17 protein-coding genes and 1 pseudogene are annotated in these 17,433 nt (G+C 75.7%); 13 read left to right on the top strand and 5 right to left on the bottom strand.

Going from position 1 to position 17,433, the window contains the following annotated elements:
- Positions 1-369: 369 nt before the first annotated feature.
- The 3 genes from ACF053_RS16885 to ACF053_RS16875 all read left to right on the top strand — a co-directional run bounded on the left by ACF053_RS16885 (position 370) and on the right by ACF053_RS16875 (position 2,038).
- Entirely contained in the window at positions 370-576 is a 207-nt protein-coding gene (locus ACF053_RS16885; protein WP_391954615.1) for a hypothetical protein, read from the top strand.
- A 167-nt stretch (positions 577-743) separates the two neighbouring features.
- Positions 744-1,727, top strand: a complete 984-nt coding sequence (gene dapD / locus ACF053_RS16880) for a 2,3,4,5-tetrahydropyridine-2,6-dicarboxylate N-succinyltransferase (RefSeq protein WP_391954614.1) — start codon at positions 744-746, stop codon at positions 1,725-1,727.
- Positions 1,728-1,831: 104 nt separating this feature from the next.
- Positions 1,832-2,038 carry a hypothetical protein gene (locus ACF053_RS16875; RefSeq protein WP_391954613.1) on the top strand — a complete coding sequence of 69 codons (207 nt, stop codon included), beginning with the start codon at positions 1,832-1,834 and terminating at the stop codon, positions 2,036-2,038.
- Here ACF053_RS16875 and ACF053_RS16870 read toward each other — a convergent pair.
- A pseudogene (locus ACF053_RS16870) lies at positions 2,028-2,960 on the bottom strand (dihydrodipicolinate synthase family protein). The gene ACF053_RS16875 and the pseudogene ACF053_RS16870 sit on opposite strands and share 11 nt — an antisense overlap.
- A gap of 62 nt (positions 2,961-3,022) precedes the next feature.
- Between ACF053_RS16870 and ACF053_RS16865 the strand changes: the two are divergent.
- The 4 genes from ACF053_RS16865 to ACF053_RS16850 all read left to right on the top strand — a co-directional run bounded on the left by ACF053_RS16865 (position 3,023) and on the right by ACF053_RS16850 (position 4,729).
- On the top strand, positions 3,023-3,412 hold the full coding sequence (locus ACF053_RS16865) for a phage holin family protein (RefSeq protein ID WP_391954612.1): 390 nt from the start codon (positions 3,023-3,025) through the stop codon (positions 3,410-3,412).
- Positions 3,409-3,621: a DUF3618 domain-containing protein gene (locus ACF053_RS16860; protein WP_058943189.1), complete on the top strand. Its 213-nt coding sequence runs from the start codon at positions 3,409-3,411 to the stop codon at positions 3,619-3,621. Before ACF053_RS16865 ends, ACF053_RS16860 begins: the two co-directional genes overlap by 4 nt.
- Positions 3,618-3,932: a DUF4235 domain-containing protein gene (locus tag ACF053_RS16855; protein ID WP_391954611.1), complete on the top strand. Its 315-nt coding sequence runs from the start codon at positions 3,618-3,620 to the stop codon at positions 3,930-3,932. Before ACF053_RS16860 ends, ACF053_RS16855 begins: the two co-directional genes overlap by 4 nt.
- 83 nt (positions 3,933-4,015) lie before the next feature.
- On the top strand, positions 4,016-4,729 hold the full coding sequence (locus ACF053_RS16850; RefSeq protein ID WP_391954610.1) for an antibiotic biosynthesis monooxygenase: 714 nt from the start codon (positions 4,016-4,018) through the stop codon (positions 4,727-4,729).
- Between the two features lie 157 nt (positions 4,730-4,886).
- Here the strand turns inward: ACF053_RS16850 and ACF053_RS16845 are convergent, their stop codons facing one another.
- Positions 4,887-6,722, bottom strand: a complete 1,836-nt coding sequence (locus ACF053_RS16845) for an endonuclease/exonuclease/phosphatase family protein (protein WP_391954609.1) — start codon at positions 6,720-6,722, stop codon at positions 4,887-4,889.
- Between the two features lie 233 nt (positions 6,723-6,955).
- Here ACF053_RS16845 and ACF053_RS16840 point away from each other — a divergent pair, with 233 nt between their 5' ends.
- Positions 6,956-8,410, top strand: coding sequence for a hypothetical protein (locus tag ACF053_RS16840; RefSeq protein WP_391954608.1), 1,455 nt, complete (start codon positions 6,956-6,958; stop codon positions 8,408-8,410).
- A 230-nt stretch (positions 8,411-8,640) separates the two neighbouring features.
- Positions 8,641-10,026 (top strand): alkaline phosphatase PhoX, encoded by a 1,386-nt coding sequence (locus tag ACF053_RS16835; protein ID WP_391954607.1) that lies wholly within the window; start codon positions 8,641-8,643, stop codon positions 10,024-10,026.
- A gap of 137 nt (positions 10,027-10,163) precedes the next feature.
- Here the strand turns inward: ACF053_RS16835 and ACF053_RS16830 are convergent, their stop codons facing one another.
- Together ACF053_RS16830 and ACF053_RS16825 are read right to left on the bottom strand one after the other, a co-directional pair.
- Positions 10,164-11,351 carry a TerD family protein gene (locus ACF053_RS16830; RefSeq protein WP_391954831.1) on the bottom strand — a complete coding sequence of 396 codons (1,188 nt, stop codon included), beginning with the start codon at positions 11,349-11,351 and terminating at the stop codon, positions 10,164-10,166.
- A gap of 45 nt (positions 11,352-11,396) precedes the next feature.
- Positions 11,397-11,627: a hypothetical protein gene (locus tag ACF053_RS16825; protein WP_391954606.1), complete on the bottom strand. Its 231-nt coding sequence runs from the start codon at positions 11,625-11,627 to the stop codon at positions 11,397-11,399.
- A 68-nt stretch (positions 11,628-11,695) separates the two neighbouring features.
- Here ACF053_RS16825 and ACF053_RS16820 point away from each other — a divergent pair, with 68 nt between their 5' ends.
- Positions 11,696-12,685: an AraC family transcriptional regulator gene (locus ACF053_RS16820; RefSeq protein ID WP_391954605.1), complete on the top strand. Its 990-nt coding sequence runs from the start codon at positions 11,696-11,698 to the stop codon at positions 12,683-12,685.
- A gap of 416 nt (positions 12,686-13,101) precedes the next feature.
- On the opposite strand, the gene ACF053_RS16815 is transcribed toward ACF053_RS16820, so the two are convergent.
- Positions 13,102-13,911, bottom strand: a complete 810-nt coding sequence (locus ACF053_RS16815; RefSeq protein ID WP_391954604.1) for an NAD-dependent epimerase/dehydratase family protein — start codon at positions 13,909-13,911, stop codon at positions 13,102-13,104.
- Between the two features lie 231 nt (positions 13,912-14,142).
- Between ACF053_RS16815 and ACF053_RS16810 the strand changes: the two genes are divergently transcribed.
- The 3 genes from ACF053_RS16810 (at position 14,143) to ACF053_RS16800 (ending at position 17,344) form a co-directional block, all read left to right on the top strand.
- Positions 14,143-15,072: a 5-dehydro-4-deoxyglucarate dehydratase gene (locus ACF053_RS16810; protein WP_391954603.1), complete on the top strand. Its 930-nt coding sequence runs from the start codon at positions 14,143-14,145 to the stop codon at positions 15,070-15,072.
- Positions 15,069-16,259 carry a hypothetical protein gene (locus tag ACF053_RS16805; protein ID WP_391954602.1) on the top strand — a complete coding sequence of 397 codons (1,191 nt, stop codon included), beginning with the start codon at positions 15,069-15,071 and terminating at the stop codon, positions 16,257-16,259. The genes ACF053_RS16810 and ACF053_RS16805 overlap by 4 nt, the downstream gene beginning before the upstream one ends.
- 422 nt (positions 16,260-16,681) lie before the next feature.
- Entirely contained in the window at positions 16,682-17,344 is a 663-nt protein-coding gene (locus tag ACF053_RS16800; protein ID WP_391954601.1) for a GntR family transcriptional regulator, read from the top strand.
- Positions 17,345-17,433 lie beyond the last annotated feature (89 nt).

The following is a 17,433-nucleotide window of genomic DNA, read 5'->3' as shown; positions in this document are numbered from 1 at the left end:
TACCCGGCCCGCGGGGGGCGCGCCGGGGGGGGCGGGGGCAAAACACTCCCCCCCCGCGGCCCCCCCCGCCCCGGGGGGGGGGCGCCGGGGGCCCCCCCGGCCCCCCGGGGGGCCCACGGCCGTCGCGCGTACCGGCCCGGCCGCACTTCGCGTCCCGCGCAGGTCTGCGGGCCGCGTGTCCCGCGTCGACCCGCCGGCCCCAGGAGGCGTCCCGGCTCGGGGCGGCGTCGTCCGACACGGGTGGCGGATCGTTTCCCCGCACCCCCTACGGGTGACAGCGCGCGTATCCACGCGGCCGGTGGGGCAGCCACGGAGCGGCCCGTCCCGCCACGGGGCGGCGCCTCGACCACTTCGTGAAAGGGAGTCCCCGTGCGTCGTCTCGCCACCGTCCTCGCCGGAACCGCCGCCGTCCTCGCAGCCTTCGGAGTCCTCGCGCCGTCGGCCGGTGCCGTCGTCGACCCGGTCGCCACCGTGCAGTGCCTGGCGGCCACCCCCTCGGACATCACCGGGCTCATCGACCCGTCCGCCCCCGCCGTCCCGTCGGAGATCCCCGCCACGGGGTGCCTCGCGCCGTGAGCTGAGGGCATCGGCCCCGCGCCGTGCGGCACCGTCCACGGGCCGCCGCCCCTTTCGTCCGTACGCGCCCGCCGGCTCCCCGCCCGGCGGGGCGGGGACGGCGGGGCGGCGGCCCGCCGGCTGAGACCGGTTAGCACGGGAGCGGGGAGGCCGGTTAGGTTCGGGGCATGACTTCTGCACCTCGTACCACCGGAGCCGTCGCGGCCGGTCTCGCCACCATCGCCGGCGACGGCACCGTCCTCGACACCTGGTTCCCCGCCCCCGAGCTGACCGAGGCGGCCGGGCCCGCCGGAACCGAGCGGCTCACCCCCGACCAGGCCGTCGACCTCCTCGGGGAGGGCGCCGTCAAGGCCGTCGGCGTCGACGCCCGCCGCGGCGTCGAGGTCGTCGCCGTGCGCACCACCATCGCCTCGCTGGACGAGAAGCCGCTCGACGCGCACGACGCCTACCTGCGCCTGCACCTGCTCAGCCACCGGCTCGTCCGGCCGCACGGGCAGAACCTCGACGGCGTCTTCGGGCTCCTCGCCAACGTCGCCTGGACGAGCCTCGGCCCCGTCGCCGTGGACGACCTGGAGAAGGTCCGCCTCAACGCCCGCGCCGAGGGGCTGCACCTCCAGGTGACCAGCGTCGACAAGTTCCCCCGCATGACGGACTACGTCGCGCCGAAGGGCGTGCGCATCGCCGACGCGGACCGCGTCCGGCTCGGCGCGCACCTCGCGGCCGGCACCACCGTCATGCACGAGGGCTTCGTCAACTTCAACGCCGGCACGCTCGGCACGTCCATGGTCGAGGGCCGCATCTCCGCGGGCGTCGTCATCGGCGACGGCTCCGACATCGGCGGCGGCGCCTCCACGATGGGCACCCTCTCCGGCGGCGGCAACGTCATCATCTCCGTCGGCGAGCGCTGCCTCATCGGCGCCGAGGCGGGCGTGGGCATCGCGCTGGGCGACGAGTGCGTCGTCGAGGCCGGTCTGTACATCACGGCCGGCACGCGCGTCACCCTGCCCGACGGCCAGGTCGTCAAGGCCCGCGAGCTGTCCGGCGCGTCGAACATCCTCTTCCGCCGCAACTCGGTCACCGGCACCGTCGAGGCCCGCCCCAACAACGCCGTCTGGGGCGGCCTCAACGACGTCCTGCACAGTCACAACTGAGCCCCGCCCGTCACCGATCGTGTGATCCCGCGTGACCTGCGGCCGTCCGGGCCGATTAACAGGTGGACGCAGGGTCACACGAAACGGCAAGGCGAGGAACGTACATGAAGATCACCAGGACGCTCGTGCTCACCGGAGTGCTCGCGCTGACCGGAGCGTTCTCGGCCGGGGCCGCGCACGCGGACGAGACCAACGACCACGCGCACAACGGCCCCCGGGTCGCCCTCGTCAACGCCGGCCAGATCGACGACCCGATGGAGGACGTGCTGGAGCACGTCGCCGTCCTCGGCCGGAACGTCGTCAGCGGCTGACCATCTCCTCGTACGCCCTCCGCAGCCCGTCGACCGCCCCGCGGTCGGCGGGCTGCAGCGGTTCGCGGACCGGGCCCGCGTCCAGGAGGGCCCTCACCGTCACCGCGCCCGGCAGCCCCGACCCCGTCATCAGCTCCCGCAGCGGCACCGGCCGTGTCCCCCGCGTCGAACGCGTCCAGCACCCGCCCGCACCGCGCCGGGCGCCGCGTTCGCGACGGTGCTGACGCACCCCGCGCCGCGATCGCGTACAGCGGCACGTTCGGCTCGTCGCCCCCCGAGTAGAGGGCGAGCGGGGTCCCGCGAGCACCTTGACCGCGCCCGGCAGGTCGTGGGAGCAGCCCTTCACCGCGACGATGCGCGGATGGTCGGCGAGTCGCGGCACCGGCTCCGGCTCGATCCGCGCACCGGAGGGGCCCGGGATGTCGGACAGCGCCGGCGGCAGCCCCGTCGTGTCGGCGACCCGGCGGACGTGCGCCCCCACGGCCGCCTGGGGAGGCCGGCTGGAGTACGGCGGGCCGTCGGCGCCGGCCGCCTCCGTCTGCCGGGCCGGTCCGGCGGTGGGGGCGGTCTCCGCCGTGCCCAGGCCCGCCACGAGCGGCACGCCCTCCCCGACCGCCTCAAGCACGGCCCGGAGGAGCGCGGCCTTCTCGGCGCCGGACGGGGTGGGGGACCCGCCCGTCGTTCCGTTGCGGACCGGGCCGTCGCACCCCCCGGCCACGGGGTCCGTGGCGAGCCGCGCGGCCCGCTCGTGGTCCGGCGCCTCACCGGAGGGGGCGAAGGGCGTCCCCATCGCGCACGGGACGCGGCCGAAGGGAGGGCGAGCGGTGCCGTCGTGGGTCGTCCCGGCGGTCTTGGGGCCCGGTTTTCGTAGGTCCGCTTGGTTCCCCTCCGGTGCGAGGTGAAGCAGTGCCAAGCGCGGCATGGGCGCGGACGTCGCGGGTACCCGGGGTGCCCGTACGTGTACAGGAAGGGAGGCGATCCGCCGTGGCCGCAGAACCCTCGGTCGGCGAGCTGGTCAAGCGGGCTTCGGAACAGCTGTCCGAGCTGGTCAGGGCCGAACTGCGCACCGCACAGGCCGAACTGGCCGTCAAGGGCAAGCGGGCCGGAGTCGGTGGCGGGCTGCTCGGGGGCGCGACCGCCCTCGCCTACATCGGGCTCATGGCGCTGGCCGGGACCTGCGTGGCGCTCCTCGCGCTGGTGCTGGAGGTCTGGGCGGCCGCGCTGATCGTGACCGTCGTCCTCTTCGCCGCCGCCGGCGCCCTGGCCCTCGCGGGCCGCGCCCGACTGCGCAAGGCCGCGCCGCCCCTGCCCGAGCGGGCCATGGACGGCATCCGCTCGGACATCGACGAGATCAAGGAGACGGTCCACCGATGACTCGGCCCGACGAACTGCGCCTCGAAGCGGCGCAACGGCGCGAGGAGCTGGTCGAGACGCTCGACCAGCTCGTGGCGAAGACGGATCTGCGGGCGCGGTTCGCGCGCGCGGACCACCGGCCGATGGTGCTGGTGGCGGCCGCGGTGGGGGCGGTGGTGCTCGCCGGAGTGCTCCTGAGCCGGTCACGGCAGGGGAAGGGACGTCGATGAGGGGACAGAAGCGCATGCGGGTGACGACGAAGAAGGCGAAGCGGAAGCAGAAGATGCTGTACCGGCCGGTCGGGCTGCTGCTGGGGCTCGCGGGCGGTGCCCTCGCGAGCTCGCTGTTCGGCAAGGCGTGGGCGGCCGTCGGGCGGGGCAGCGACGCCCCCGACGCGCTGGACGAGGACCGCTCCTGGCGGGAGGTCCTGATCGCCGCCGCCCTCCAGGGGGCGATCTTCGCGACGGTGCGGGCGGCCGTGGACCGCGGCGGCGCGACCGGGGTGCGGAAGCTCACCGGAACGTGGCCCTCCGACCATTGACCTCAAGCGCGCTTGAGCTCTGAGGATGGAACTGCCCGGCCGGACCACGGGGTCCGGCCGGGCGGTTCCGCCGTGGAGGCAGCATGACCGCGCACGTCCGACCGCACGCCCGCCCCGACCTCACCCGTCCGGGAGTCGGCCTCGTCAAGGCCAGTACCTGGCGCGTCGGCACACCGGAGCGGCAGCGCGCCGCCGTCGACGCCATCGCCCGCACCTGGCTCGCACGACAGTGGCCGACCGACGGGCTGCTCTCGTACACCGTCCACGTCGGCGCGGACGGCGACACCCTGCTCCACTACTCGCAGTGGCGGTCCGAGGACGCCTACCAGGAACTCGTCCGCACCGAACGCACCGCCAGGAACGCCGCGATCGACGCCGCGGTGCCCGGCATCGAGCGCGTCGCGCTCCACTCGTACGCGCTCCACCGCAGCGTCGTGCCCGCGCCGGGCGACGACCGGGTGCCGGGGTGCGTGGTGACGGTGGACGTGGAGTTCGACGGACCGGATCCGGCCCGTCAACGGGGCTGGGTGGACGCGGTGTTCGAGGCGCTCGCCGACCATCCGGCGCCGCACCCCGGGGGCGTCTCCGCCCACTTCCACACCGGCCTGGACGGCACCCGCGTGCTGGGTTACGCCGAGTGGGAGAGCGCCGCCGCCCACGAGGAGGCCCTCGCCGCGCCCGGCGGCGGCTTCGGAGGACCCACCCCGCAGTGGAGGCGGGTGCGGACCCACCCCGGGCTGGTCCGCAGCCGGGTGCGCCGCTACACGCCCGCGCTCAGCCTCGCCGCGGACGCGTAGCGGCGAACGCCCCGCGAGGACACCCCCGCGGGACGCCCCGCGGAGCGCCCCCTGCGAAGAGGCGTCCGCGGGACGCCCCCGCGAGGACGCCCCCGCGGAGCGGCCCCCGTGAGGTCCTCGCCTCGGGAGGCGCGCTCCGCGGGAGCGGTGGGGTGCGTCAGGGGCGGAAGCGCAGCACCTGCGGGTCGTGGTCGCTGTTCTGGTCGGCGAACTCCGCGTTGATGTGCACGCTGTCGTACGAGAAGTGGCGGATGCCGGGGCTGGTCAGGATCTGGTCCAGCACCTGGCTGTTGCCCTGGAAGACGTACGAGTAGCGCTCGGAGCACGGCAGGCTGGTGATGGCCGCGTGCAGGGCGCCGCCGTCGGTGAGCGCCTCGGTCGTGTCGGAGAACTCGAAGTCGTTGATGTCACCGAGGACCACGACGTCGGCGTTGCGCTGAACGGCCAGGACGTCCTTGACGAAGGCGTTGACGACCCGCGCCTGCTGGTGGCGCTGCGCCTCGGAGGAACGGTTCGGCGGCTGGCGGTGCCCGACGATCGACTCGTCGCCGCCCTTCGAGCCGAAGTGGTTGGCGACCACGATGACCGTGCGCCCGCGGAAGGTGAACTCGCCCGCGAGCGGCTTGCGGCTGTTCTCCCAGGCGGCGTTCGCCGGGTCGATCCGGCCGGGGGAGAGGGTGAGCGCCGCCTTGCCGCGCTCCTTGACGACCCCGGTGGCCGTCGTCGCGTCGCCGCCCGCGCGGTCGGTGAAGGAGACACGGGCGGGGTTGAAGAGGAACGCCTGGCGGATGTTGCCGCCGGGCTGGCCGCCGTCCTTGCCGTCCTGCGGGTCGATGGAGCGCCACGCGTAGGCCGGTCCGCCGGCGGCGACGATCGCGTCCGTGAACCGCTTCAGCGTCTCGCCGGCGGTGACGGTGCCGTCGCTCTTGGCGCCGTTGTCGTCCTGGATCTCCTCCAGCGCCAGGACGTCGGGGGAGGCGAGGTTGTCGACGACGGCCTTCGCGAGCGCGTCGAACTTCTCCTGCGGGTCGGTCGGGTCGAGGTTCTCGACGTTGTACGTGGCGACGGCCAGCTCGCCGTGGTGCTGCGGACGGGTCTTCTCGCGCACCAGGCCGCGGTCCTGGACGGTGCCGAGGGTCCGCGCCGTGAGGGTGTAGCCGCCGTGCTGGTTGAAGTCCAGCGGGCCCTCGGTCACGCCCGCGAGGACGTCGCCGACGTTCGCGGTCGGGAAGGGCTGCTGGGCGAGCGGGACGAGCGACTGGACCTTCAGGCGGCCGGTGTTCTGCGACGTGTACGAGCCGTAGACCGTGCCGCCCCGGTGGTTGGCGTTCTCGCGGGGCTTGACGGTCACCCACAGCTCGGCGTGCTCGGTGCTGGGTCCGACGACGCGCGAGGAGCCGATGCGGACGTTGGCGCCCTCCAGCGACTCGTAGTAGTCCAGGGCGTACCGGTCGGGGCGCAGCGGCAGGCCGTTGATCGAGCCGCCGTTCGCCGGGTCGCCCGCGGGGGTGTACGCGTCCGGCACGGAACGGGCGGTGACGGTCACGGGCGCCGGTACCGGGTTGCCGGAGGAGACGACGGTGACGGTGGGCTTCGATATCTGCGTGAGCGACTGGTTGCCGGAGGCGACTCCGCCCGGGACGTACTCGGTGACCGTGCCCGACACCGTGACGGCGTCGCCGACGGCGACGGTCGGCTTCGAGCTGGTGAAGACGAACAGGCCCTCGCTGGTCGCCGCGTCTCCGTCTCCTCGCGGGTCCTGGAACCAGAAGCCGCGCGAGCCGTGGTCCCGGACGCCCGTGACGACACCGGGGACGTCCGTGACGCGCTGCCCGACGAGCGGGGACACGCGGGTGGAGCCCTGCACGTCGTGGATGCGGACGGTGTCGGTCGTGTCCGCCGCCGAGGTGGAGGCCCCGGCGAGCAGGCCGCCGGCCAGAGCGGCGGCGACGACGGCCGAGACGGCTGCGGTTCTCGGCAGGGAGGAAGCCATGGATGGACTCCAAGGGGTGGTGGGAGGTGAGGGTGCGTGGAGTGGCGAAAAATGGAGGGGTGGCCGCTCTACGCGCGTCAATCTCTGTGGTGGGCGGGGTCCTTGTCAAGGGGTTCCGGGCGGACGCCGTCTGACAGGTGCATGAACGCCGGACATGCCCGCGAATGCGTCTACGCTGGGGGCGGCTTGAGCCCGGACCGCCGCCGCCGCACGTCGTCGAGGAGTAACCGCTGATGCCCGTAGACCGCCCGACCCTGCCGCCGGTGCGCCTTCGACCGGACGCCGAACTGGCGCGGGCCGCGCTGGCCGCGCCGCTGCTGGCGCGCGCCGTGCGGCTCGCCCGCTGGGCCGGTCCGCAGACCCGGGTCGGCGCGGGCGGCGAACTCGTCGACGCGCAGCTGGGCGACGCCGCCGAGGTGCTGGGCCTGCCCCGCGACGAGGAGGGCGAGGCGTACGCGAGCGAGGCGTGGCGGGTCGCGGTGGACACCGGGCTGGTGGAGGTCCACGACCCGGCGGACGGCGGGGGCGACGCGGGCACGGCCGTGGCGGGCGAGGCCCTGCCGCTGGTGACCCGCGGTGGCCCGCAGGACGTCCTGGCCCTCTGGCTGGACGGCCTGGAGACGGTCTTCGCCGACGCCGCCGCGCCCGTCCTGGACGACGTCGACGCGCTCATCGGCGAGGACGGCACCCTCGACTTCGAGGCGCTGGACTGGGACCCCGAGGCGGAGGCCGCCTTCCTCGACGGAATCCTGGCCAACCTCTACGCGCTGACCGTCGCCGAGCACGGGGCCGGTGACGGGCCCGTGCCGCTGCCGGCGCTCGCCGCGTCCGTCATCATCCCCGAGGACATGGGCGAGCCGACGGACGACGTGCTGGAGCAGGTGTCCGAGGCGATGATGCGGCTCGACGACCAGTTCCGTGTGCTGGAGCCGATGGGCCTGGTCGAGTACCGCCCCGTCGACGAGGAGCTGATGACCGAGGAGGGCGCCGACGAGCCGTCGCCCGCCGACCTCGACGAGGAGGACGTCGCCCGGTACGGGATGGTACGACTCACCCCCCTCGGCCTCTACGGCGTCCGCAGCCGCCTGCTGGAGGCAGGGGTCGCCGCGCCCGCGGTCGGGGACCTCGCCGAGCGGGGCGCGGACGAGCTGCTCGGCGCCGTGGGCGGCTTCCCTCAGGCGGCGGCGCGCGCGGAGACGGAGCAGTGGCTGGCCGGCCGCGAGCCCGTCGCTGCCGCCCGCGAACTGCTCGCCGCGGCCCGGGGCGCCGACGCCGGCTCCCCGCTGCGGCGCCTGCACTGCCAGCAGGCGCTCGCCCTGGTCGGCGCCGAGGCCGAACCGGCCGTGCGGGAGGTCCTCGACGATCCGCAGCTCGGCGGGCTGGCCCGGGTGTGGCTGGCCGAGCGGGGCGCGGCGGACGTGCCCCCGCCGCCCGAGACGATGATCTTCTGGCTGGCCATCGACACGATCGCCGCCCAGCTGGACGCCGACGGCGACCTGGACGAGCTCCAGGACCTCGTCGAGGGGCTGACGGGCCGCCACAGCGGCTTCTTCCACGAGGCGTGGCGTGTCGAGCACCCCTCGACGCCCGAGGTGCTGGAGGCGATGGGGCGCCTCCACCGCGACCGGCAGCTCGCCAAGGACGCCCGCAAGGCGGCCTTCAAGGCCCGGTCCCGCACCGGCTCCTGACGCGCCGGCGGCCGTGCGTGTCGCGGAGGCGCCATTCCGGTGCCGGACGGAATCCGGGCGGTGCGCGCCGGTTGCGGACGGGCCCCGGACCGCCGCCGCCGGGGTGTCCGGCCCCGCGCCGCCGGGTGTCCGGCCACGCGGGTGACCGGGGCGGTACGCGTGGCGTTCAGCGGCCGTTCAGGAGCGGGCGCGAGCGTGGGGCGTCACCCGCCGCCCACCAGGGAGTATCCATGTCGCTCACCCGCAGGGAGTTCGCCGCCACCGGCACGGCCCTCGCCCTCACCGGCAGCGTCGGCGCCCTCGCCACCGCGCCGGGCGCCGTCGCCGCCCCCCGGGAGACGGGCGGGCGCGGGTACGGCCCGCTGCTCGACGACCCGGCGGGACTGCTGGCCCTCCCCGCCGGCTTCTCCTACCGGGTCCTCACCCACGCCGGCGTGACCCGCCTGGACACCGGCGAGTTCACCCCCGACCGCCACGACGGCACGGCCGCCTTCCCCGGCCCCCGGGGCGTCACCCTCCTCGTCAACAACCACGAGCTGAAGGGCCCCCGCGCCCGGTGGGCGAACCCGGTCCCGCTCGCCGACGGACTGGTCTACGACCCGGCGGCGGCCGGCGGCTGCACCGTGGTCGAGGTGCGCCGCGACGGCCGCACCGCCGAGTGGGTCGGCATCGCCGGCACCTCCACCAACTGCGCCGGCGGCGCCACGCCGTGGGGCACCTGGCTCACCTGCGAGGAGAACTCCGACCGGGCCGGTGAGAACGGCATGACCCGCGACCACGGCTACGTCTTCGAGGTCGACCCCTGCGACCGGCGCGCCAACCGCGACCCGCGCCCCGTGAAGGCGTTCGGCCGCTTCGACCACGAGGCGGTGGTCATCGACCCGCGGCGCGGCCACGCCTACCTCACCGAGGACGCCTCCGGCCCGAACGGGCTCTTCTACCGGTGGGTGCCCCCGCACGGCTTCCGGCACGGCCGCGGCCGGCTGCGCACCCTCGCCGACGACGCCGGGGTGCTCCAGGCCCCCCGCTGCTTCGACTCCGGCGGCCGGTTCGTCGACGACCTGTCGCGCGCCACGCGGACCGGCACCGTGCTCGGCGTCGACTGGGTGGACGTGCCCGACCGTGACGCCTCCGCCGTCCCCGTGCGCGAGCAGTTCGGCGACGACGCCGTCACGCGCGGCCGGAAGCTGGAGGGGATGTGGTGGGCGGACGGCGGCGCCTACCTGGTCTCCTCGTACGCCCGCGCCGAGAGCCCCGGCACCCCGCACGACGGGCAGGTGTGGTTCTACGACCCCCGGCGCCGCACCCTCACCCTGAAGGTGCTGCTCGGCGTCAACGCGGACCCCGGCGCGGACGGCGCCCTCGACGGGCCCGACAACATCACCGTCTCCCCGTACGGCGGCCTCGTCATCGCCGAGGACGGCGCGGGGGTCCAGCACCTCTTCGGCGCGACGGACTCCGGCCGCACGTACCCGATCGCCCGCAACGACCTCAACGACTCCGAGTTCGCCGGTGTCGTCTTCTCGCCGGACGGCGGGACGCTCTACGCCTGCATCCAGCGGCCCGGCATCCTCCTCGCCGTCACCGGCCCCTGGCACCGGGCACCGCGACGCTGAACCGGCTCCCGACGGGGCGGTCCGGCTCCCGACGGGGCGGCGTGGGCCCCACGGGCGCGGGCGGCCGGGACGCGCGACACCCGCCGGGGCGCCGGCGGCTCCGCCGGGGGGTTTCCGGAGCCGCCGGCGCCGCACGGCTACAGCGCCGAAGCCGCCGGGCGCACCATGCCGCGGACCGTGCGGGACTTCACGAAGTCGCCCATCGCGGTCATCTCCCACTCGCCGGAGAACTGCCGGATCAGCTTGCACATGAGCACGCCCGTCTGCGGCTCGGCGCCCGTCAGGTCGAAGCGCACCAGCTCCTCGCCGGTCGCGCCGTCGAGCAGCCGGCAGTACGCCTTGGCGACCTCGGTGAACTTCTGCCCGGAGAAGGAGTTCACCGTGAAGACCAGCCCCGTCGCGTCGGCGGGCAGCCGGCCCAGGTCGACGGTGATGACCTCGTCGTCGCCCGCGCCCTCGCCCGTGAGGTTGTCGCCGGAGTGGCGGATCGAGCCGCCCAGGATGGTCAGCTTGCCGAAGTAGCAGCTGTCCAGGTGGTTGCGCTGCGGGCCGTACGCGATGACGGACGCGTCCAGGTCGATGTCCTTGCCGCGGAAGGCGGGCTCCCAGCCGAGGCCCATCTTCACCTGGGACAGCAGCGGGCGGCCGCCCTTGACCAGGGAGACCGTCTCGTTCTTCCGGAGGCTGACCCGGCCCTTGTCGAGGTTGACCTTGCCGGGCGCCGCGGGAGGAGCCGGGGGCGCCGGGGGAGCGGCGGCCGCGACCGGAGGTGCCACGGGGGCCGGGGCGGGGGGCGCCTGAGGAGTGGGGCTCGGGGCGGGGGCCGCGGGGGACTCCTCGACCGTCACGCCGAAGTCCGTGGCGATGCCGGCGAGCCCGTTCGCGTACCCCTGGCCCACCGCGCGGGCCTTCCAGGCGTCGCCCCGCCGGTACACCTCGACGACGACCAGCGCCGTCTCGGAGCCGAGCCGGGGCGGGGTGAACGTCGCGAGGACCGCGCCGGTGGCGGCGTCCCGGATGGTCGCGGTGGGCTCGGTGCCCTCGAACGTCCGGCCCGCGGCGTCCGGGCTCGCCGTGACGACGATCCGGTCGATGTCCGCGGGGACCGCCGCCGTGTCGACGGTGATCGCGTCGGGCGCGGTGCCGCCGCCGGACCGGTAGGTGACGCCGGGGCCCGACGGCTGGTTGTAGAAGATGAAGTCGTCGTCGGAGCGCACCTTGCCGTGGGCGGTGAGCAGCAGGCCCGATACGTCCAGCCGCACCGGGGCGGTGACGTCCACCGCCACGCGCGCTGCGGACAGGGGGATGTTCGAGCCGGGGGTCATAGCTGTCATGACTGACGTAACGAGCGACTCCGCTTTACCGTTCCCTTACCTTCGGCCACCCCGGTTGCGGGGGTGGTCCCGGGCGGTCCGCTCGGTGCCGTGCCGGTAGGCGCCGGTCCAGCGGGCCATCACCAGCTGCGCGTCGCCGGTGGCGGCCTCGGCGAGGAACTTCTCGGCGCGGCCGCCCCGGAGGGTCCCGGCGGCGCGACCCCGGTGCGTGATCTCCACCGTGCCGTCCGCGCGCCGTACATGGGTGAATCCCGAGGGTCGTGGCATGCCCCCATGATCGTGTGAGGGGTGGCCGGGCGGCACGCGGTTTTCCCGGGCGCCTATCCTTCGGCTGCGTGAGCGCAGGGACCATTTTTCGCACGGGGGACGTGGAGGAGGCGCGCCGGGAGATCGGGGCGCGGTTCTACGCCACCTTCATGGACGTCATCGAGCAGCGGGGGCGGCGCTTCTCGGCGTGCTTCGACACGGTACGCCTGGGGGCGATGGTCGTGGGCGACATGCGCTGCGGCGCCGACGTCCGGCTGCGTTTCGGCGAGCTCGGCGCGTACCACGTGAACGTGCCGCTGAGCGGGCGGCTGGAGGTGCGGCAGGGCCGCGGGCGCGTGGTGACGGCGACGCCCGCCTCCGGCACGGTGCTCGACCCGCGCGGGCACGTGGTCGTGGAGCGCTGGGCGGGGGACTGCCGGGTGGTCGCCGTCAAGGTCGAGACGGCCGCGCTGCGGCGGCGGCTGGAGGAGCTGCTGGGCCGCACCCCGCCGCGCGGGCTCGTGCTGGAGCCGGCGCTCGACCTGACGCGCGGGGCCGGCCGCGACTGGGCGACGCTCGTGCGCCGGCTGGCCCGCGAGGCCGCCGACCCCACCGGGCTCGCCCAGCACCCGCTGGTCGCCGCCCCGCTGCAGGACGCGCTGCTCACGGGGTTGCTGCTGGCCGCGGACCACCCGTACCGCGACGAGCTCGACGAGCCGGACCGCACCCTGCGCCCGGCGCCGGTCAAGCGGGTGATGGACGCGGTGCGGGAGCGGCCCGAGCACCCCTTCACCGCCACGGAGCTGGCCGGCCTCGCGCGCGTGAGCACCCGCAGACTCCAGGAGTCCTTCCGCGCGCACGTGGGGACGACGCCGATGGGGTACGTCCGGGACGTCCGGCTGGCGCGGGTCCGCGACGAGCTGCGCGGCGCCGAGCCGGACGGCGGGCTGACGGTCAGTGAGGTCGCCTGGCGCTGGGGCTTCACGCACCTGGGGCGGTTCGCGGCGCGGTACCGGGAGCGGTTCGGGGAGGCTCCCTCGCAGACCCTGCACACCCCGCCGCCCGGAGGCCGGCGGTGAGCCGCGCCGGCGCGGGTGCGGGCCGCGCCGCCCCAGGTGCGCCGCGCAACGCGGACAGCGGGCCGCGCTCGGCGGATCATTGATCGTTTCGGCGGCCTCTACTGTCGATCACGACGCGTCGACGGCGTGCCCGTCCCCCGTGGGTACGCCACCGCGTCCGCGTCGCAGGTCCGGCCCGCATCGCCCCCCGTGAGACCGGGCCGGACCTGCACGCCTCCCCCCTGCGGGGCCCTCCCTCCCCGACGCCCGCCGGCCCGCCGCGCCCGCCGGCCCGCCGCGCTCCCCGGCCCGCGGCTCCTCCGCCTCCCGTCGTCCGGCCCGTCCGCCGCCCCCGGCCCGTCCGGCGCGTCCGGCCCGTCCGGCGCGTCCGGTCGTCCCCTGCCCGCGGTCCGGTCGCGTTCGTGCCTCCGGTGCCTTCAGTGCGGCCAGCGGGGCGGGTTGGTGCAGAAGTGGCCGCCGAGGTGGGCGTGATCGGGATTCGCGTCGTCCAGTTCGCCCTGCTCGGCCACCAGCCGAGCCGCATGGGGCTCGGAGTCGTCCTGTGGCGCGTACCCGAGGGCGCGGGCGGAGGTGAGGTCCCACCACAACCGGGTGTTGGCGGACGAGCCGTGGACGACGGTGTGGCCGACGCCCTCGGCGGTGAGCGCCGCGTGGAAGAGGCGGGCGGCGTCGGCCGGGCTGAGCCACACCGAGAGCATCCGCACGGAGGTGGGCTCGGGGAAGCAGGAGCCGATCCGCACGGAGACCGTCTCCAGTCCGTGCCGGTCCCAGTACAGCTGTGCCAGGTCCTCGCCGAAGCACTTCGACAGGCCGTAGAAGGTGTCCGGGCGGCGCGGGGTGTCGACCGGTATGAGCGGGTCCCCCGCGCGCGGGCGGGGGGTGTAGCCGACGGCGTGGTTGCTGGAGGCGAAGACGATCCGGCGGACGCCCTCCTCGCGGGCGGCCTCGTAGAGGTTGTACGTGCCCTCGACGTTGGCGCGCAGGATCCGGTCGAAGGGGGCTTCCAGGGAGATGCCCGCGAGGTGGATGATCGCGTCGACGCCCCGGACCGCCTCGCGCAGGGCCGCCGTGTCGGCGAGGTCGGCGGTGATGGCGTCGGGGGCGCCCTCGACGGGGGCGACGTCGAGCAGGCGCAGTGCGTACCCGTACGCGGGCAGCAGCTCGCGCATCAGGGTGCCGAGGCCGCCGGCGGCGCCGGTGAGCAGGACGGTGCGGTCAGCGGACATCGGTGGGGCTCCCTGCGGATACGTAGACATCATTCACAAGTGTGGACACGCTAGTGAGGCCGCCGGAGGGCGTCAAGGGTCGGGCGCAAGGGGGTAGTTCCGGCCTTGACCTGCTGCTCGGTGCTGCCCTAGCGTGCAGGCAGTTCACGCATATGGACATCGTCCAACCTTCTGTCTGCCGTCTCGCCGTGCACCGCCGGACCACTCGACGGCTTCGCCCAGGGAGCGCCCGTGACCCCACCCCCGCTCGCCGGCCGGCTCGACGGCCTGCTGTTCTTCCCCGTCACCGCCTTCGGGCCCGACGGCGCGCTCGACCTCGACGTCTTCCGGGCGCACGTGCGCGCCGGCGTCGAGGCGGGCGCCGGCGCGGTCTTCGCCTGCTGCGGCACGGGCGAGTTCCACGCCCTCACGCCCGAGGAGTTCCGGGCCTGCGTGACGGCCGCCGTCGAGGAGACCGCCGGACGGGTACCGGTGGTGGCCGGTACCGGGTACGGCACCGCCCTCGCCGTCCGGTACGCGCGGATCGCCGAGGAGGCGGGCGCCGACGGCCTGCTCGCCATGCCGCCCTACCTCGTCGTCGCCGACCAGGCGGGGCTGCTGCGCCACTACACCGCCCTGGCCGCGGCCACCGCCCTCGACGTCATCGTCTACCAGCGCGACAACGCCGTCCTCACCCCGCAGACGGCCGTCGCCCTCGCCCGCGTCGACGGGATCATCGGCCTCAAGGACGGCCACGGCGACCTGGACCTGATGCAGCGCGTCGTCAGCGCCGTACGCGCCGAAGGGCTCGACCTGCTGTACTTCAACGGCCTGCCCACCGCCGAACTCACCGGCCCCGCCTACCGGGGCATCGGCGTCACCCTCTACTCCTCCGCCGTCTTCTGCTTCGCCCCCGACATCGCCCTCGCCTTCCACCGGGCGCTGGACACGGGCGACGACGCCACCGTGCACCGGCTCGTCGACGGCTTCTACCGGCCGCTGGTCGAACTGCGCGCCCAGGGGCGGGGGTACGCCGTGTCGCTGGTCAAGGCAGCGGTACGGCTCGGCGGCCTGGAAGTGGGCGGGGTCCGTCCGCCGCTCAGCGACCCCGCGCCGGCCCACGTCGAGGAGCTCGCCCGCATCGTCGCACGCGGCCGGGACCTGCTGGGGGGCGAGCGGTGAGGACCTCCGCCTTCCTCTACCCCTGGGACGTCGTCGGCGACCCCGACGCGGCGGAGCGGATCGCCGACCTCGGCGTCCGGCAGGTCACCCTCGCCTCCGCGTACCACTCCACCCGAGCCCTCACCCCGCGCCACCCGCGGCACCGCCTCGTCACCGCCGGGTACGCCGCCGTCCTCTACCCGCCCGACCCCTCCCGCTGGGCCGGCCGCGACCTCGTGCCCTACGCGGCCGGGGAATGGGCGCCCGGCGACGCCTACGGGGAGGCCGCCTCGGCCCTGGAGGCCGCCGGACTGGACGTCCACAGCTGGGTCGTCCTCGCGCACAACTCCCGACTCGGCGCCGAACACCCCGGCACCTCCGTCGTCAACGCCTACGGCGACCGCTACCCGTGGGCGCCCTGCGTCGCGCGGCCGGCCGTGCGGGAGTACCTCGTCGACCTGGCCGCCGAGGCCGCGGTGCGGCCCGGGGCGCGCGGCACCGAACTGGAGTCGTGCGGCTGGTACGGGATGGCCCACCTGCACGCCCACGACAAGATCGCCGGCGTCCCCCTCGGGGACGCCGCCCAGTACCTGATGTCGCTGTGCTTCTGCGCCGCCTGCCGCGACGGGTACGCGGACCACGGCCTCGACCCGGACGCGACCGCCGCCGCCGTGCGCCGGGCGCTCGCGCCGGTGTGGGCCGCGGGCGGGTCGACCGCCGCGGGCTGGCCGGCCGTCCGCGAGCTGCTGGGCGCCGACCTCGCCGACGCCACCCTCGCCTGGCGCACCCGCGCTGCCCACGCCCTCCAGGAGTCGGCCGTCGCGGCCGTACGGGCGGCCGCGCCCCCGGGCTTCCGCGTCCTCCTGCACGCCGACCCCGCCCCGTACCGCACCGGCCCCAACCCGGGCGTGGACCCCGGACGCGTCCTGTCCGTCGCGGACGGCGTCGTCCTGCCCTGTACGGGCGGCGGCGCGCAGGCGGTACTGCCTCCGTTCGCCGCCCACGCACACGGGGAGACCGTCCTCGCCGCCAACTTCGCGGTGGTCTCCGGCATGGGGGGCTCCCCGGCCACGCTCGCCGCCGACGCCGCCCGCGCGCGGGAGCTGGGCGCGAACCAACTGCGCCTGTACCACGCCGGTCTGGCCTCCGACGCGGACCTGGCCGCCGTCGGGTCCGCCCTGCGCGCCCTCACGGCCGCCCCCGCCTGACCCGGGGGCGGCGGCCACCGGTCCGGCCGCCGCCCCCGCGGCCCCCTGCGGCGCCTGCCGCCGGGTGCCCTCCCCCTGTCGGGTGCCGCCCCGCCGTCGAGCCCCGCCCCGCGGCGCCCGCGTCCCCTCCCGCGCCGGGGCTCCGCGCCCCGGCCTCCCCACTGCCGTGCCGTGCCGCGCCTCCCGCTCCCGCCCCGGCCCTGCGCGCGCCCCGGCGGGGCGCCCCCGCGGACCCCGGGCGCCGTCCCCGCGCGCCCGGGTGCGCGCGTACGACCGCGCCCGCCCGGCCGGCGGGTGCCGGACATCCCCAACGACGAGTTCTGTCAGAAGCGTTGACGAACGCTCCGGGCCGCCCTACGTTCGTCGCCGTCGTACTTCGTACGTCATATATGAGACGCGATACGCGAGATATGAGACCCCGCATGGCCTTCGCCCCCAGCCCCATCCCCTCCCGTACGCAGTACGTGCTGGAGGCGATCAAGCACGCCATCCTCACCGGCGGACTGCCACCCGGCCGCGCCCTGGTCGAGGCGGAACTGGCCGCGCAGTTCGGCGTGTCGAAGACGCCCGTGCGGGAGGCGCTCAAGACCCTCGCCGGCACCGGGCTGGTGGTCATGAGCCAGTACAAGGGCGCCACCGTGCGCACCGTCGACGCCGCCATGGCCCGCGAGGTCTACGACGTGCGCCTGCTCCTCGAACCCGAGGCGCTGCGCCGCACCATCACCCGCCGCGCGTCCCTGGACGCCGCCGGCGAAGCGCTCGCCCAGGCGGACGTCGCCGCCGACCAGGCCGAACGCTCGCTGGCCAACCGCGAGTTCCACCGGGCCCTGTACCTGCCCTGCGGCAACCCCCTGCTGGCCCGGATGCTCGACGAGGTCCGCGACCAGGCGGCGCTCGTCTCGACCGTCGCCTGGAGCGCCGACCCGTCGTGGCAGCGGGAGGCCGAGGAGCACCGCGGCATCCTCCACCTCGCCCTGGCCGGCGACGCCGACGGGGCCGCCCTGGCCCTGCGCGAGCACATCGCCCGGTTCGTGCGGCGCGCCTTCCCCGGCGGCCCCGACGGCGAGGGCCCGCACCTGCCGTGACCGCCGGCCCGCCCACCGCGCGCGTGCACGCCCCACCGGCCCACGCACCCCCACCCGGTGCCGCCCCCCACCCGGGGCACCCCCGCCCG

This window comes from Streptomyces kanasensis (assembly GCF_043077165.1).
Classification (GTDB): domain Bacteria; phylum Actinomycetota; class Actinomycetes; order Streptomycetales; family Streptomycetaceae; genus Streptomyces; species Streptomyces changanensis.
This window is presented reverse-complemented; position numbering and strand designations above follow the sequence as displayed.

Coding starts and splice junctions, on each gene's coding strand:
- dapD (WP_391954614.1), top strand. CDS start 744: ATGACTTCTGCACCTCGTACCACCGGAGCCGTCGCGGCCGGTCTCGCC.
- ACF053_RS16875 (WP_391954613.1), top strand. CDS start 1,832: ATGAAGATCACCAGGACGCTCGTGCTCACCGGAGTGCTCGCGCTGACC.
- ACF053_RS16860 (WP_058943189.1), top strand. CDS start 3,409: ATGACTCGGCCCGACGAACTGCGCCTCGAAGCGGCGCAACGGCGCGAG.
- ACF053_RS16855 (WP_391954611.1), top strand. CDS start 3,618: ATGAGGGGACAGAAGCGCATGCGGGTGACGACGAAGAAGGCGAAGCGG.
- ACF053_RS16850 (WP_391954610.1), top strand. CDS start 4,016: ATGACCGCGCACGTCCGACCGCACGCCCGCCCCGACCTCACCCGTCCG.
- ACF053_RS16845 (WP_391954609.1), bottom strand. CDS start 6,722: ATGGCTTCCTCCCTGCCGAGAACCGCAGCCGTCTCGGCCGTCGTCGCC.
- ACF053_RS16840 (WP_391954608.1), top strand. CDS start 6,956: ATGCCCGTAGACCGCCCGACCCTGCCGCCGGTGCGCCTTCGACCGGAC.
- ACF053_RS16835 (WP_391954607.1), top strand. CDS start 8,641: ATGTCGCTCACCCGCAGGGAGTTCGCCGCCACCGGCACGGCCCTCGCC.
- ACF053_RS16830 (WP_391954831.1), bottom strand. CDS start 11,351: ATGACCCCCGGCTCGAACATCCCCCTGTCCGCAGCGCGCGTGGCGGTG.
- ACF053_RS16825 (WP_391954606.1), bottom strand. CDS start 11,627: ATGCCACGACCCTCGGGATTCACCCATGTACGGCGCGCGGACGGCACG.
- ACF053_RS16815 (WP_391954604.1), bottom strand. CDS start 13,911: ATGTCCGCTGACCGCACCGTCCTGCTCACCGGCGCCGCCGGCGGCCTC.
- ACF053_RS16800 (WP_391954601.1), top strand. CDS start 16,682: ATGGCCTTCGCCCCCAGCCCCATCCCCTCCCGTACGCAGTACGTGCTG.